Genomic DNA, 15,222 nt, shown 5'->3' with positions numbered 1-15,222 from the left:
CACCATGTTCGAGGTTGAGAAAAGGCTGCCGGTCTAGGACGCAATGTTCGACTTGTCCTCGAGACGGAGCACGGCGGCCTCAGAAAACATCTATCCGGCACGCTATCGATCATCGATGTGATCCGAGCCCAATATCCGAATTATATTCGCGGCTGAAGTTCGAACAATCGGCCCCGCTATCGCAGGCTTTCAAGAGGCAATGCTCCCGCAATCTGGCGGAAGCTATGCCGCTATCCGCCGAAGCGGACCCGCCCGTTGATGCAGGAAGCATATCGACCATTGCATCGCCCACAGGAAGGAATCATTCCGGATGCCTTTCAAATACCTCCACTCGTGCAGAGGATGAGATTTCCAGTCGATCGGGGTCTATGTTCACGTAGCCGCGGCGGGTTCCACAAACCGCTCCGCCATCGGCGAATATCTCGACGATTCCGCGGTCATGAAACAGACGAAGGTCCTTCCCGCCGCCAAGCTCCGCCACGTATTGGATCGAGCCATCGTCCTGGGCGAGCCGGATCGAAAGAATACCGTCGGCGACTCCCACCTCGAAAGCAAGTTCGCCGCCCACCGTCGCGACAAGCCTGCTGCCCTGCAGCGAGCCGGAAAGCCGGATCTCGATCGGACCGCCGGGCAGTGAGTAGCCGCCGATTTGGTCCGCGGCGAGGGGGATGGCGACATAGTGCTCGTCGACCTCGATCGCCGGCAGCATGCATATCTTCTTCTTGTCTTCACTAAGAGTTAGAACGCGGGGCAAGGACATTTCGCCGGAATAGGCTGAACCGTCCGGCTTGCGGTATTCCCAGTTGAAAAGCCATGCAAAGGCGATCTGCCGCCCTTCGGCTTCAAAACTCTGCATCGCGTAATAGTCAGTCCCGAAATCCACCAGTTGCAGCTCGGGCGTATCGGGCACAAAGCGATCGTCGATAAACTCGCCGATCAGGGCGTAGAGGAGATTGTGGCGCCGTGTCGTTGGTTCGATATGGCCCACAAAGCCCATAACCAGAACCCACTTGTCCTCCAGCCGAAAGAAGTCAGGGCATTCCACTGCCCGGGCGCCTTCCTCGCGGAAATTGACGGACGCGCGGTAAAGCAGCCCCAGATACTGCCATTCGAGTCCATCGTCGGAGCCATAAAGCAGCACAGCCGGATCGTCATAAATTGATGCCCCAAGGATCATCCGATAGGCGTTGGCTGCGTCGTCCCACCAGACTTTAGGATCTCGGAAATCATGCTGCACGCCTTCCGGACGGATCTCCAGCACGGTCGCGATCCGCTCGGCGTTGATGAGGTCGCGGCCTGGTTCGGCGATCTTCTGGACTTCGCGGTAATCCGCGAAGAGATCGTAGGCGGGCAGGCGCTCCGTATAATAGAACTTTATCTTTCCGTCCCGATCCCTGAACGCGCTCCCCGAGAACGCGCCACCGGTCGCACCGAGGCGGGCGAGATTCTGTTCCGGTCGCAAGAAGACCGGCATGTGAAGCCACGCACATAGGTCGTGGCTGGTCGCATGCCCCCAATGCATCGGTCCCCAATCCGTGCCGCCGGGGTGGAACTGGTAGAACAGATGCCAGACATCGCCGATCTTGCACAACCCGTTGGGATCATTCATCCAGCCTTTCACCGGCGAGAAGTGCAGGCGTGGCCGTTGCGGGTCGGCTGCACACCAGCTGTCGATTTCGGGTCCGGTGCGCTCCACCAATTGTTCCCCGAATTCCAAAACAGTGATTCCTGTTTTCGAGACTGACCGTGGATCGTAAGCATAGGCCCAGGTGAATTCTGTTCTGCCTTCATGCCATTCGAACTCCACCTCGCCCGCTTCACGATGATGGTAGCTGTAAAATTCCGAAAACTCCGAGAAGCGTTTCACCCCCCACAAGAGCTGGTCACCCTGCAGAATGCGAAATGCGAATTCGTCTGAGCTCGGCTCCTTCGATGTCGCCCAGAATTCAACGCGCGTCCCAAACGCCAATCGCATTTTCTGCCTTCGCATGCTGTTCCTCCACAAAGTGAATGGTCTCGACCCGATACCGCCCGGGCGCACGGCCGCTATCCCGGCCGCGGCCAGTGACTGAGGTGGCATTTCAGTTTTTCTTTTTTCGCTTGGCGTCCGATCAAGAATGAGGAACGGTCGCGTTCAAGGTCCGAGGCCGGCGATCTGAGCCGGGAGCCGCTGCCGCTACCCTATCGCTGGAGTGGCCCGGAACGCATTCATTGTTCTGTCCAACTGAACCTGTTCGTCACTGCCTGAATCGAGCACTGTGTTCCGTACGGAACCCTCTTGGACCTTCACTGCCGTGACTTCGAGCGTCTCCAAATTGCTCGTTGAAAGCAATGCGCCCACTTGTGTTGAAAAGCAGGCACTTTCTGGTGCATCGCTGCTTTGCGATTTTTCGGTCGTGGCCACGATGTGATTATTGGCGATGTAATTTCCGCTCCCGGAAACCAGGTTGATAATCACAGGCTTTGCGGCGATCGGCTTGATATACTGAGTATCGATCGTTTCCGAGATGTGGTTTGCGATGACCGAGTTGTTGCTCCCGTCAATGCGCAAAAGTCCGAACAGATCGTCCAGCCCGTTGTCGTACTTCTGCATTGGCGCCCATGGTTCGCGATCTCGCAACAGGTGATTTGAGGAGACCAAATTCTCGCAGCTGTTATCGGCGAGAACCAACATTCCGGGATAAAAGGAGTGGAATCTATTTCCTGTGACCGCGGAACGGACGACGCCGGAAAAATAGATGCTGCTGGCTCCTCGAGGGAATACGTTGTTTGAGGATATCAGAACACCCCCATAGTTTTCCGCGAAAATGGAATGGCCCCTGTAGCCGGCTCCCACGAAATTATTCGCTATTCTTGACGCCTGCCCCATGCCTTTCAATTCGATGCAGTTGCCGCACTCGGCAATGAAATTGTTATCTATCGCGAGCGCATCTGCATCATGAACAGTCACTCCATGCTCCAGATAGATAAGACCCATCCCGGTTATTCGGAATGAGTCGTTGGCGCTGCCTACATAGATTCCGGTTTTGCCGTTCTTGTATGTATTTTCTGCGTCATGTTGCCCCGAACCATCGTCAATGAAGTGCAGGCCGTCGATGCAGAAGTCGGCAAACTCCACGGAGCTTATGCGAGGATTTCCGGTGCGCTTAACATAAAACGCGGCGCCTGCCGCCTCACCGTCGGCGGCCTCTGGAGATGTGTCGACGAGCACCCGACTTCCGCCCGGCCACACTTCATGCCAGTGTCTCAGCTCGTTTGCGGGTACGTTGAAACGAATGCTCGAAGACGTAAAGCCATGCCCGGAGCCCACGATCTTCAGATAGCTCACGTCGATAACGACTTGAGTGACAAGTCGGTAATCGCCTGGCGGTATATAGATAACCGCTCCAGGTTTTCCGCCGTCATTCAGATCGGATTCGGGTTGTCCTCTTTTGATATCGGCAATGATGCTGTTGATGACCGCTCCAATATCCTCATAGGGATTCCCTGCGGGATATTTCGTTACATCGAAGCAGTTTTCGCTAGCCATTGTTAATGTCTCCTCGGACATTTCTTACTCCACAGCGAGAGTAGACTGATGGTTGCTCGCAAGGCGCCTGGGGAAATGCGTTCAAGCAGCGCTCTGTTTCTGATCACCAGATGCTGGTGCGGGTGTCAGGCCTAAAGAAGTGAAGTTCTTCCGCATCGACAGCGATGCGCGCAACATCACCGGCGCGGACTGTGCTCTTCGGGGAAAAACGGGCGACAGCAGCTTTATCGTTGCCGATGTCGGCGATGGCGTCCGGGTCGCCGGCATCCACCCAAGGCGCGTCGATATTCAGATGCACCATGGATTCAGAACCCAGCGCCTCGACAAGAGTGACCGGGGCCGAGATCTCGGCCGAAGAAGGTCGGATTGCGGCGTCGTTCATGTGCTCAGGCCGGATACCGACAATGACCTGACGGTTAGACGCACCGTTGAGCGAGGGGCGATATTCGAAAACCCGGTCGGGGATTTCGAAACTGTTGTTGCCCAGGGTCACCGTCCTGCCATTCAGAACGGCCTCGTACAAGTTCATCGAGGGCGATCCGATAAAGGCGGCGACAAAGACGTTGTCAGGGCGATTGTACAGGTTTTGCGGCGTGTCGACTTGCTGCAGCACGCCGCCTTTCATGACAGCGACGCGATCACCCATCGTCATCGCCTCGACCTGGTCGTGGGTCACATAGATCGTGGTGACATTCAATTTTCTTTGCAGGCTGGCAATCTCGGCCCGCATCTGCACGCGCAGCTTGGCATCGAGGTTCGACAATGGTTCATCCATCAGGAAGGCTGCCGGCTTGCGGACGATCGCCCGCCCCATGGCGACGCGCTGGCGCTGTCCGCCGGAGAGAAGCGCCGGCTTACGGTCGAGCAATGTCGTCAATTCGAGAATGCGCGCCGCCTCGTTCACGCGGCTGTCGATCTCAGCCTTGGGCAGTCCGGCCATCAGCAACGGAAAGGCGATGTTTTCGCGCACCGTCTTATGCGGATAGAGCGCGTAGGATTGGAAGACCATGGCAATGTCGCGGTCTTTGGGATCTACATCGTTTACGACCCGGCCACCGATCTTGAGTTCACCGCCGGAAATGCTCTCCAGGCCTGCGATCATTCTGAGCGCTGTCGACTTCCCACATCCCGACGGACCGACAAACACCATGAACTCGCCGTCCTTGATATCGAAGTTGAGATCATGCAGAGCGTGAAAGCTGTTTCCGTAGATCTTGTTGATATTGCGCAGTTCTACACCGGCCATGCTGGTCTCCTCATCCCTTCACAGCGCCGAACGTCAGCCCGCCGACGATCTGTTTTTGAAGTGCGAGCGTTACGATGATGACGGGCAGCGAATAGAGCACCGCGGCGGCGGTCATCGCGCCCCACGCAAGCCCGTAGACCGAATTGTATTCGGCAATAACGATCGGTGCCGTCTTGGTCGCTTCCGACGTCAGCAGCAGTGCATAGAGGAACTCGTTCCAGCTGGTGATGAAGGTGAAGAGCGCGGTGACGGCAATTCCGCCGGTCATCACAGGAAGAATGATTTTCCGAAAGGCTTGGAACCGTGTGCAGCCATCCATGCGGGCAGCTTCTTCGAGCTCCTTGGGCACACCTTCGAAAAATGCCGACATCAGCAATAGCGCCAGTGGCACAGCGGCCGATGTGTGCGCGAGAACCAGCCCTGGAATGCTGTCAAGCAGGCCCATGGACTTCAAAAGCTGGAACAGCGGCACGCCCAGCGAGACCGACGGCACCATGCGAGTGACCAAGGCAAAGAGCAGGAAAAGCGTCGTGATCCGGCGGCGATACTGGGTGGCAACGTAGGCGGCCGGCACCGCCACCAGCAGCGAGAGCGCGGTCGACAGTACCGCCACCGTGAGCGAGTTGACGAAAGCTTTCGGCAGCGTCGACGATTGCAAGACTTCCCGAAAATTCTCGAACGATATGACGGCGGGAAAAAAGCTCGGCGGGATCTGCTGGACATCGGCCGCCGGCTTGATCGAGGTCATCAGCAAATAGATGTAAGGCAGCGCGTAGGATAGCACGAGCACTAAGGCCGCGGCGTTGATCAGGACTCCGCTGGTATTGAGGCGAGGCGCTCTATGCATGGGCCGGCCTCCATATCTTCCAATAGGCAACGCCGGCCAGAACCATCATGACGAGGAGGAACAGCGTGCCGGATGCGGAGGCCTCGCCGAGGTCGCCAAACCGAACCATGCGCTGATAGATGTTCATCGAGAACACTTCCGAGGCATGGCGAGGACCGCCCTGTGTCTGGATCCAGATCAGATCGAACGTCTTGGCGGCATCCACGCCCCGCACGATGACCACGACGGCAATGACCGGCCGCATCAGCGGCAGGGTGACATGCCAGAACCGCTTGAGCGCGTTCGCCCCGTCGATCCGGGCCGCCTCGAGAAGGTCCTTGGGGATGTTCGTCAACCCTGCATAGGAGACGAGTGCGACAAAGGAGGTCGTCAGCCATATGTCGGCGAAGGATACGGAATAGATGACGATATCCTCGCTGGAGAGCCAAGCAATCTCGTTGGCGTCGCTGATCAACCCCAGGCGAACCAGCCCGTAGTTCAAGATGCCGATATTGCCGACCAGCAGGAACCGCCACAGCAGGCCGGCGACGATCGGCGGCACCATCAGCGGCAGAGCGAAGATCGTGCGGTGCCAACGGGATTGGCCCACCATGGCCGAGAACAGCAAGGCGGCGCAGAAGCCGAAGGTGAACTCGAAGAAGAGTGCGAAGACCGAATACTGAAGCGTCCGCAGAGCGCTTTCGGCGACGCGCTTCGACGTCAAGGCATCGACATAGTTCTGCAGCCCAACCCATTCGCGGATGTGAGGCGTGATCGTTTCGACCTTGAAGAAGGAATCGAAGATCAGCAGCCCCACGGGGTAGGCGACCAACAAGCCGAGGATCGCAACCGCGGGGGCGAGCATGCAGAGCACAAATCGGTCTTCATCCGACATGTTCGCCTCCGAAAGCTGATGGCGCGGGAGTGACAATGAGCCTCCCGCGAGATTGAGGAAAAGTCGGACTAATGCATGTCGCCCGGAAGTGTGCAGCGGTTCCGGGAGAACGACATGCATAAAACAAAGGCCTAAAGCGCGTTGCATGAATCATATTTGACGCGACGCGCTTTAGTCGAGGATATCCTCGATCGTTTCCTTGGCTTCCGTAAGCACTTCTCCCACGTCCGCCTTGCACGTCAGCGCCTGCTGCACGGCCGGCAGGACAGCCTCGTCGACGATTTCCTGATATTTTTCGTTCATCGGCCGGCCTTGCGTTGCCGGCGCGCTCAACGTTTCAAGCAGCGGCTTGAAATGTTCATAGCCGGGCTTGCCGGCATAGCTGTTATAGGCCGAGTTTGTCGCGGCAAGGCCGAGTTTGGCTTCGATGCCCAATCCATTGTTGGCGATTGCGAAAGCGATGAACTTTTTCGCCGCATCCTTATGCTGGGATGCCGAAGGAATGACATTGTACCACGGACCCGGAATGGCGGCGATGCCTGCATCACCGGCCAACATCGGAGCGACGCCGACTTTGCCGCTGACCTTGGAATCCTCAGGCGTCATCTTGTAGGCGTGAGCCCAGAATTTCATCATCGCTGTCTTGCCCTGATAGAACAGGTTTTGGGCCTCGCCCCAGCCGATTTCGTTGACGTTTTCAGGAACCGAATGATCGGTGCAGTGCGGCGCGATATAGAACTCGAGGGCCTTCTTGTGCGCCTCGTTGTCGATGATGACATTGCCATCCTTGTCAAGGATCACACCGGGCGAGCCCGCCTGCAGCACATGCGCCATCCATTCTTCCGAGAAGGTGCCGATGGTGTCGGTGCCCCAGAAGTCGACCTTGCCGTCGCCGTCAGTGTCGCGCGTGAAGAATTTCGCCATGTCACGCCATTGCTGCCAGGTCTTGGGCGGCGCAAGGGGATACCCATACTTTGCCTGGAACGCTTCCTTTTCCTCGGGCTTATCGAAGAGGTCCTTGCGATAGAAGACGATCTCGGCATTCGCCCAGGCGGGCATTCCGATCATTTTGTCGCCAACCTTTGCGTCGGCAAGCAAAGCCGGCGGCAGATCCTTGCGCACTGTATCGGTAAAGAGGGGCGAGAGGTCATCGACGTGGTTCGCGAACTTCGCGTTCCAGACCACGTCGATCGTCACCACATCGAAGGCCGACGAGCCGGAGGCGATCTCGGCAGAGAACTTGTCGAACACGCCCTGATAGGGAACGACGGTGAATTTGACCTCGATGCCGGTTTCTTTGGTGAACTTTTCGGCCACCGCCTTCTGCAGCATCTCGCCGCCGCCTTCGACAAGGATGTTGATGGTTTCGGCCTTCGCCGCAGCCGCCATGAAGATGAGCGCAAGCGCGCTGGCACCAAGCAATTTCTTCATTGATTCCTCCCTTGCTCGCCTGGGCGCTGGCGTCAGCGCCCTTGCATTCCTGGACCATAATCTGTGTATGACGACGTTGTCAACACGCATTGTCGACGTTGTCATAGAAATATGTCGACGTTGTCAGCTAACTGGTTTAGAACGATTGCCAGCAAGGAGATCGGCGGGACATGGTCAGCATTATCAGCGTCGCGAAAGCGGCCGGGGTTTCGAATAAGACAGTCTCTCGAGTGATTAACGGCGAGCCCTACGTGACGGAGGAAACACGGGAGCGTGTGGAGAAGGCTATTCGGGATCTTGGCTACATCCCCAACATGGCTGCGCGCCTCATACGGTCGAGCCGCTCCAACACCTTCGGCATCATCACCGATTATGTGTCTACCACGCCCTATTCGGTCGACATCGTGCGAGGAATACAGGATTGGGCCAATGCGAACGGGAAGACCATCCTCATGGCCAATACTGGTGGCTCGTCCAAGAGAGAGGCTGAAATCTGGAAAATGTTCCAGTCCCATCGGATCGACGGGGTTCTTTATGTGACGATGTATCGTCGCACCGTGGACCCTGAGGCCGGCGACGTCCGGATTCCGACGGTGATGATCAACTGCAGGCCTCAGACGAACGAACTGTTGCCGTCGATCGAGCCGGATGACTACCAGGGCGCGCAAGATCTTACCCGCTATCTGCTTGACCGGGGTCATCGCAAGATCGGCTACATCCGGCTCAATCCCATCCTGTTGGGTGCGCAGCTGCGCCTCGATGCCTTCCGCAAAACCGCTGCAGACTTCGGCCTTGCCGAGAGCGACCTGAGCATCCGTCTGGGCATGGAAGGGCCTGTTGGAGCGGAGAAGAACTACGTTTTTGCCGTTGCGACAGAGATGCTGCAACAAAAGGATCGGCCGACTGCGATCATGAGCGGCAATGACGAAATGACGATTCAAGTCTACATAGCAGCAATGGCATTGGGTCTGCGCATCCCTGAGGATGTCAGTATTGTCGGCTTTGATGATTTCAGGACGGTTTCCCTGGCGCTGAAGCCGGAACTGACCACTGCGGCCTTGCCTTACTACGATTTAGGTCTGGAAGGGGCGGAATTGTTGAATAGCGTGGTGGCGGGAAACAAGGCTCCGGGCAGCCGCGTTATGCCCTGCAAACTGGTCGAGCGAACGTCGGTGCGATCCGTATAGTCTGACCTCAAGAGGCAGGAGCGCTTAGACCCGCGATCAATTCGGCAAAGCGGTGGTTATGCGGATTTGGCGGGCGCTTGGCACGTCTTCAGGCTGATAGAACTGACCCGTCAGGCTGCCCGGCGAGTCAGGTTCCATAAATCAATGCTACGCTACCTGCACCGCAGGTGCCACCTTCCGACATTGTCGTCGATGGCAGAAATGATTTCTTCCCAGTCGCCGTGATGAAGTTCGTGGCCACCGCCTTCGATCTTCAGCAAACTTGCATCCGTGACGGCGCGCGCGAGTGCCTCGCCGTACGCCAGCGGGAAGACCGGATCGGCCCTGCCATGAACGACGAGTAGAGGCACTTTCATTTCGTTCAGTCGGCCCTGCCAAGTCTCGCCGATTTCAAAGAGGATGCTATGGTTGGTGGCGCTGAGATAGCCTCCGGACCGGTCGAAATCCCGTTCAAGGAAAGCTCGGGTTCGGGCTTCGTCGAATGGATGCGTCGTTCCCGCAGTCAGGCGCGCGTCTTCGACCAGGTAGGCCACCGCGTCTGCCCGATCCGCCCAGTTTGCCTCGACAGACATATGTTCCATCCAGGCCTCGCCGCTGGACGGAAGGCCGGAGGTGTCCATCCCGAGTGGCGAGGTGCTTATCGCCGTCAGCGAAAGCACTCGTTCCGGATGCTTCAGCGCAGCGCCCTGACCGACCATGCCGCCAAGGGAAAAGCCCACGACATGGGCGTTCAAAATCCCGTACCCGTCGAGCACGCGGAACACGTCATCGACGGCGTCATCGAAGGTGTAGCCCGGCTGGCCGGGAGGATATTTCGTCGAAAGACCTGTGTCGCGCTGATCATAACGGATCACGAAAAGGCCCCGATCGGCGAGCCGCTGGCAGAATTCCTGCGGCCACCATAGCATTGAAGCCATGCCACCCATGATCAGGAGCAGCGGCGGCTGGGTTGGATTGCCGAAGCTCTGCGTTGTGAGTTCGACCCCGTCGGTGCGGATAGCAAGCTCGCTCATGCCAGGCCCTCGCGACGCAACGCTGTTTGTACCGCAGGCCTCTTTTCGATCCGCGCGAGGTAGTCGTCAAACGGCTCGGGGAGGGGGAAGCCGAGGTGAGTCGCCCCCCACGCCAATTGAAAGAGATAGGCGTCCGCGACCGTAAAGGTTTCTCCGAAAAGGTAGCCGCGATCCAATCGGCCCGCGAGGAAGCTGAACCAATGCAACAGCTGCTGGCGTGTGGGCTCCCTGACGTTCTCCGGAAGCGCGAGATAGGTGGGGAACCGCTTGTGAATCTCGGTCGCGATAAAGCTCAGCATCTCGATCAGGCGGTAGCGGCCAAGATGGCCCTGCGGCGCAAGTTCGGCCGCGCGGTCGGCGATCCACATCAGGATCGCGACATTTTCCGTCATCACTTCACCGTCGTCGAACATGAGAGCGGGAACATAGCCGGTGGGATTGATGTCCGAGTAGCGGCCCCCGCCTTCAACTAGCTTCGTCTCGAGATCGACCTTGATCAAGTCGAATTGAATTCCAGCCTCCAGCATCGCGATATGATCTGCCAAGCTGGTGAAGCCGGGTGCAGAGTAGAGTTTCATTCAGCCAATCCTTCCTTCGTTTCATGGTCTCAGAAGACGTAGGTTGGGTTGGGCGGCTGCCCGGTCGCCTGTGGGTAGACGTCTTCTTCGTGTCCGCATACTGTGGCTAAGGTGGGGGGTGCCGCATCAGGCATATTGAGTAGGACTGGTGCGAAATGCGCGTCGAGGAGCAGATTAATCATCGGACGATTGAGCACATCTAATCTGGGAGCCCTGAATGATATCGGTGCCAGCCTGCCAACTAGCCGTCAGACCCCACACCCAGCTCCCAATTGTGCGCGCCGGCACGGTTAAAACCTCAACTCGTTAATCTCGGAACTCCAGCTCTCGGAACATTTTTTGTCGACTTTCCGCAAAAGGACGCGGTTCTCGGGCCGAATCGCAGAACTCAATTCGATGGATTCTGCTTTCCGAGACGTCTCGGGCGGTCGGCAGCGTTGCATTCTTCTCGCGGCCGAAGCTGGTGGCGGAAAGAGCCGGTTGGTGGAAGAATTCACAAACCGGCTCTCAGGCCGCGCATTGATCCTTAAGGGTGGGTGCATTGAGCAACAGGAATCGGCGTTACCTTATGCGCCCGCTACAGGTCTGTTGCATGAATTGGCTCGCCTACGCGGCCTGTCCTTGATCAAATCGCTTGTCGGCTGCGAAGGCGCGCGAGAGCTGGCATGGCTCCTTCCTGAACTCGGCGAGCTATCTGAACGATTTGACGCGGGCATCGCAAGGTCGCGGCTTTTCGAGACGTTGCGGAAGCTGTTTGAGGAACTGGCACAGGAGATGCCGCTCGTCGTGGTCATCGAGGACATTCACTGGGCCGATCAGGGAACCTTCGATCTGCTTCGCTTTTTGACGCGGCGACTGATGGACATCCGGCTCATGCTCATCGTTACGTATCGAGCCGAGGAGGCAAGCCGCAACGCACTGCGGACTACCATTGGGGATATCTCTCTTTGCGAGGGCTCCGAGGTGCTTCAACTCCGTCGCCTCACCTATGCAGAGATCGCCGTCCAGCTCGAGGGCTTGCTAGGGCGGCCGCCGAAGCCTGCTGTGATCAACAGTGTCTATGCGCGGGGTTGCGGAATTCCGCTGTTCACCGAGGCCCTCATCGACGCGAGCGGAAGCCTGCGCGCAAATGTCACCGGCTCTCTCAATGACTATCTGCTGAGAGCCGTGAGAGAGGTGCCGCCATCCACCGGCGGATTGTTGAAAGTCATGGCGCTCGGAGGACCGCAAATCACCCATTCGCTTCTTCGCAGCGTGACGAATAAACCAGACCTCGATCTGGTCGAACTGCTGCGCCCTGCGATTTCGGCTGGGATCCTGGTCCCGGATCGAGATGGATATGCGTTCCGCCACGCGCTCATCCACGACGCTGTGCGCGGCGACCTGATCGCTGGCGAAAAGGTGGCCATCCATCGCCTCTACGCCGACGTGCTCGAACGTGGCTCGGTTCCAAGCTACCGCATTTGGCATTCTGTAGCGCTTGCGCGGCACTGGCATGGAGCCGGCCAAGCAGAACGCTGTCTCAAATGGGCTTGGCAAGCTGCGGGGGAAGCCGCTGCCGCTTTCGCCTATATGGACCAGATGGAGATGTTGAAGCTCGTGCTGGCGGCATGGCCGGAGGTCGAAAATGCAAGGCGATTGATCGGAGCGGACCATTGTAAGGTTTTGGAACTCGCCGCTGACGCCGCTTGTTGGGCGGCGGAGGCGGAGCAGGGGCTCGCCTTTGTCGACCGCGCACTCGCTGAACTTGACGCCGATCGGGGTGGTGAGCAGTTGGCGGCACTTCTCCTGCAGCGTGCGGTGATGCGTCAGCATTCGCTCGTCGCAGGCGAGATCGCAGATCTCGAGCGTGCGCTTGACCATGCAGTCGGCCCAACAAGGCTTCGTGCTGACGCATTGGGGCAGTTTTCCCGCGCATTGATCTTGCGGGGGGAGTTCGATCGCGCCAAGCGATTGGGAGAGGAATTGAGGGATCTGGCAGAGAGGCTCGACGATGAGGAATACCGCATCGAAGGCATGATCATTGGGGCGATGCTGAACATGCCCGCGAACGCCTCTTGTATCGATGCTCATCGGATCGTCGTGGGGCGAGCGGAGCAGGCGTCCACCGGCCGAGTCGAGGTCCTTGCGGGCGCAGCGCTGCTGCAGGCCTTACTCGACGCAGGAGAGTATAGTCAGATTATTGAGATTGGACCGGCAATCTTCGCGCGCACGGTCGAGCTCGGGCAGGCAAGGTATATCGGAGCTCTGGTCGGCGCCCCCCTTTGCCGCGCCTATTTAGGCTTGGGCCGGGTCTCCGAGGCCACTGAAACATGCGAACGGATGGCGGCGTTGGATCCGCTGCCACTGGGACTTGTTCACGTCTTCGAATGCCAAGCTGAAATCGCCATCGTGTTAGGAGACGTGGACCGGCTGGCGGCCGCGGTGAGTTCGCTGCGCGATCTTCCGCCCGGCCCCCAAGTTGCCAATCGAATGGCGGCCAATCTTCGTAGATATGAGATCGAAAGCCGAGCTCTCGCGGGCGATCGGGATGGGTCTGCAAGTTCAGCTAAATCCGCCCTGATGTTTCTAAAGACCCAAGGAGGCGTGTCATGGCCGCTCATGGTCTCCGCCATGCGTGTTGCGGTCGATACGCGCCAGAAGGACGTTGTTCTCGAACTCGCAGAGCTCGCTGGCCGCGCTCCGCGACGCAACAAGGTGGAGGACGCCGAAAGTCTGGAAATCTCGGCTGAGATGTCGCGCGCTACGGCCTCTGACATAAATATATGGGAGGCAGTTGCCCGAAGCTGGGCCGATCTGAACCAGCCTTTCCGGCAGGCATACGCCCTTATGCAGGCAGGCGCCGCCGCATTGAACGCCGCCAAGCGAGTACATGCGGCACGCAATTTCCGACAGGCATTTCATCTTGCCCATTCGATTGGCGCGAAACTTCTGTCCGACCAGATTGAGGCCTTCTCTGCGAAGGCCCGGATTGATTTACGGGATGGGGAGGACGATTGTGTTGGAAAAGCGCCATTTGGCCTAACTGATCGGGAACTTGAGGTACTTCGGCTCATCGCGGACGGACAGAGCAACCGCGACATCGCCAGGAATTTGTTTATTTCCTCGAAAACGGCGAGCGTGCACGTGTCCAACATCTTAAGCAAATTATCGGTGCCGAGTCGCGGCGCCGCTGCCGCGATAGCGCACCGGCTGCGGATCGTTGAGCTGACATAGCCGCCAAGTGATGGCCAGCCGTCGCAGCTTTGCGCGCAACCGCCTTCCGCCTCGGAGTGTCGCGGTGCCATAGAGATTCGTCCGGGACATACGATTTCGATCGCTCCAAATCTCTCCAAAGGTTCATCAGTAATGGTCAGCCCGATCCAGCGAGTTCCATAACCTGCATTACGCCAGATTCGCCTCCGCAAAGGTACATTCTATTTCCAAGCGCGACATGCCAGAAAAAACAATGGCTTCCCTTTGGAGATTTTGGAATGTCTCGATGCTATTTGCAATTGACGCTCGCCGACCGACGCCGTCTGCACCAGCTTGTCGAACGTAAGGTGCCGGTCAATGAGATGGCGCGCCAGCTCGGACGACACCGTTCGACGATCTATCGCGAGATCCGGCGCAATACGTTTCATGATCGCGAGCTTCCCGAATATAGCGGCTATTACTCGACGGTTGCCAACGACATCGCCAAGGACCGGCGGCAACGCCTGCGGAAGCTCAGACGGCATCCGCAATTGCGCGAACTGGTCATCGACAGATTGCAGGCCTCCTGGTCGCCCGAGCAGATCGCTGGCCGCCTGTGGGCGGACGGCCTCACTCTCGTTCGGATTTGCGCCGAAACGATCTATCGCTTCGTCTATGGCAAGGAAGATTACGGGTTGGGCCTCTATCGCTACTTGCCCGAAGCGCGCCGCAAACGCCGTCCTCGCGGCTCCAGGAAGCCCCGCGACAGCGTGTTTCCTGGAGCCTACAAGATATCGCAACGGCCTGATTTTATTGGGGATCGATCGCAATTCGGCCATTGGGAGGGCGACCTGCTGATCTTCCGACGTGATATGGGTCCTGCCAACCTCACCTCATTGGTCGAACGCAAAAGCCGTTACACCGTGATGATCAAGAACCAGAGCCGGCACTCGCGGCCGATCATGGACAAGATCATCGAAGCATTCTCTCCTTTGCCGGCATTCGCACGCCAGAGCTTCACCTTCGACCGCGGCACGGAGTTTGCCGGATTCAGGGCTTTGGAAGACGGCATCGGCGCACGCAGCTGGTTCTGCGATCCCAGCGCACCGTGGCAGAAAGGCGCGGTGGAAAACACCAACAAGCGCATCCGGCGCTTCATGCCGGGCGAGACGGACCTGACGGCCGTCTCGCATCATGACCTGATCCAGCTCGCCCGTCAGCTCAACGACCAGCCGAGAAAGTGCCTCGGTTATCGAACGCCGGCCGAGGTCTTCCTCACACATTTGCAAGACGGGGCATGATCCCCTACCCTCAAAAACGGCATGATGCGCTTGGGGTAGATT

The 15,222-nt window shown here is 58.1% G+C and carries 11 protein-coding genes; 3 read left to right on the top strand and 8 right to left on the bottom strand.

The window, feature by feature from the left end:
• Positions 1-301: 301 nt before the first annotated feature.
• The 6 genes from CO671_RS13100 to CO671_RS13075 all read right to left on the bottom strand — a co-directional run bounded on the left by CO671_RS13100 (position 302) and on the right by CO671_RS13075 (position 7,927).
• Complete coding sequence (locus CO671_RS13100) at positions 302-1,990, bottom strand: glycoside hydrolase family 32 protein (RefSeq protein ID WP_097606280.1); 1,689 nt, start codon at positions 1,988-1,990, stop codon at positions 302-304.
• 186 nt (positions 1,991-2,176) lie between these two features.
• On the bottom strand, positions 2,177-3,529 hold the full coding sequence (locus CO671_RS13095; RefSeq protein WP_097606320.1) for a NosD domain-containing protein: 1,353 nt from the start codon (positions 3,527-3,529) through the stop codon (positions 2,177-2,179).
• Between the two features lie 103 nt (positions 3,530-3,632).
• Positions 3,633-4,775 (bottom strand): sn-glycerol-3-phosphate ABC transporter ATP-binding protein UgpC, encoded by a 1,143-nt coding sequence (gene ugpC, locus CO671_RS13090; RefSeq protein WP_097606279.1) that lies wholly within the window; start codon positions 4,773-4,775, stop codon positions 3,633-3,635.
• A 10-nt stretch (positions 4,776-4,785) separates the two neighbouring features.
• Positions 4,786-5,622, bottom strand: coding sequence for a carbohydrate ABC transporter permease (locus CO671_RS13085; RefSeq protein ID WP_097606278.1), 837 nt, complete (start codon positions 5,620-5,622; stop codon positions 4,786-4,788).
• Entirely contained in the window at positions 5,615-6,496 is an 882-nt protein-coding gene (locus tag CO671_RS13080) for a sugar ABC transporter permease (protein ID WP_097606277.1), read from the bottom strand. The genes CO671_RS13085 and CO671_RS13080 overlap by 8 nt, the downstream gene beginning before the upstream one ends.
• A gap of 171 nt (positions 6,497-6,667) precedes the next feature.
• Positions 6,668-7,927, bottom strand: a complete 1,260-nt coding sequence (locus CO671_RS13075; RefSeq protein WP_097606276.1) for a sugar ABC transporter substrate-binding protein — start codon at positions 7,925-7,927, stop codon at positions 6,668-6,670.
• Positions 7,928-8,097: 170 nt separating this feature from the next.
• On the opposite strand from CO671_RS13075, the gene CO671_RS13070 reads away from it, so the two are divergent.
• Complete coding sequence (locus CO671_RS13070; protein ID WP_097606275.1) at positions 8,098-9,114, top strand: LacI family DNA-binding transcriptional regulator; 1,017 nt, start codon at positions 8,098-8,100, stop codon at positions 9,112-9,114.
• A gap of 152 nt (positions 9,115-9,266) precedes the next feature.
• On the opposite strand, the gene CO671_RS13065 is transcribed toward CO671_RS13070, so the two are convergent.
• Together CO671_RS13065 and CO671_RS13060 are read right to left on the bottom strand one after the other, a co-directional pair.
• Positions 9,267-10,127 carry an alpha/beta hydrolase gene (locus CO671_RS13065; protein WP_097606274.1) on the bottom strand — a complete coding sequence of 287 codons (861 nt, stop codon included), beginning with the start codon at positions 10,125-10,127 and terminating at the stop codon, positions 9,267-9,269.
• Positions 10,124-10,705 carry a glutathione S-transferase C-terminal domain-containing protein gene (locus CO671_RS13060; RefSeq protein WP_097606273.1) on the bottom strand — a complete coding sequence of 194 codons (582 nt, stop codon included), beginning with the start codon at positions 10,703-10,705 and terminating at the stop codon, positions 10,124-10,126. The genes CO671_RS13065 and CO671_RS13060 overlap by 4 nt, the downstream gene beginning before the upstream one ends.
• 339 nt (positions 10,706-11,044) lie before the next feature.
• Between CO671_RS13060 and CO671_RS34505 the strand changes: the two genes are divergently transcribed.
• The gene (locus tag CO671_RS34505) at positions 11,045-13,921 is read left to right on the top strand and encodes a helix-turn-helix transcriptional regulator (RefSeq protein ID WP_097606272.1); all 2,877 of its coding nucleotides are present in this window, start codon (positions 11,045-11,047) and stop codon (positions 13,919-13,921) included.
• A gap of 257 nt (positions 13,922-14,178) precedes the next feature.
• Positions 14,179-15,180, top strand: a complete 1,002-nt coding sequence (locus tag CO671_RS13050) for an IS30 family transposase (protein WP_097606271.1) — start codon at positions 14,179-14,181, stop codon at positions 15,178-15,180.
• Positions 15,181-15,222: the final 42 nt, after the last annotated feature.

The sequence above is a fragment of the Rhizobium sp. M10 genome, from assembly GCF_002531955.1.
Lineage (GTDB): Bacteria > Pseudomonadota > Alphaproteobacteria > Rhizobiales > Rhizobiaceae > Rhizobium > Rhizobium etli_C.
Note: the sequence above shows the minus strand (reverse complement) of the source record. Positions and strands in the feature narration are given on the sequence as shown.